The sequence below is a fragment of the Niveispirillum sp. KHB5.9 genome (assembly GCF_048066115.1).
Taxonomy (GTDB): Bacteria; Pseudomonadota; Alphaproteobacteria; order Azospirillales; family Azospirillaceae; genus Niveispirillum.
The window spans coordinates 1-557 of sequence record NZ_JBLTYX010000075.1 but is presented as its reverse complement, the minus strand read 5'-3'; the positions used below and the strand labels follow the sequence as shown (position 1 = coordinate 557).

General features: G+C 66.1%; 1 protein-coding gene. It reads left to right on the top strand.

The features are described from left to right. Positions 1–50: 50 nt before the first annotated feature. Positions 51–557: hypothetical protein (locus ACM9HJ_RS31000; RefSeq protein WP_416575670.1), on the top strand; the 507-nt coding region annotated here is incomplete at its 3' end.

Sequence of the window (557 nt, the reverse complement as noted above, 5' to 3'; positions counted from 1 at the left end):
CTCTAAGTAAAATATCAGTTCCCAGGCTGAAATTGACGTCGTGCAGGTCCTTGATACCGGCCGACTACAATGTCCGGCGCCAGCCGCTTTACGAGGAGACGCGGGCCGGTGCCACGGCGGTGGCGCCGCAAATCTCCACCACGCTGCTGTCGCGCACGGACTGGGTCTATGACGCCGTGGGCCGGGTGGAACAGGAGAAGCGGTCGTCGGACTTGGCCGGCCAGCCCTATGCCGTGACGGCCACGGTCTATACCCCGACCGACAAGCCCGCGCGCGTGACCGACCCGTTGAACCGGGTCACGCAGACCGACTATGACGCGCTGGACCGGGCGATCCGGGTGACCGACCCGCTGGGGCGGGTGTCGGAGGTGGTGTACGACATTGCCGGCCGCAAATGGAAGGAACGGTCGGCGGTGGGCACGGAGGTGGCACAGGACAGCGCCACCTACACCTATTTCAGCGACGACGCGGTGGCGACGATCACCGACCCGCGCGGCCATGCGCTGAGCCATGCCTATGACGGTTTCGGGCGGCTGTCGGTGCTCTCCTATGCGGAC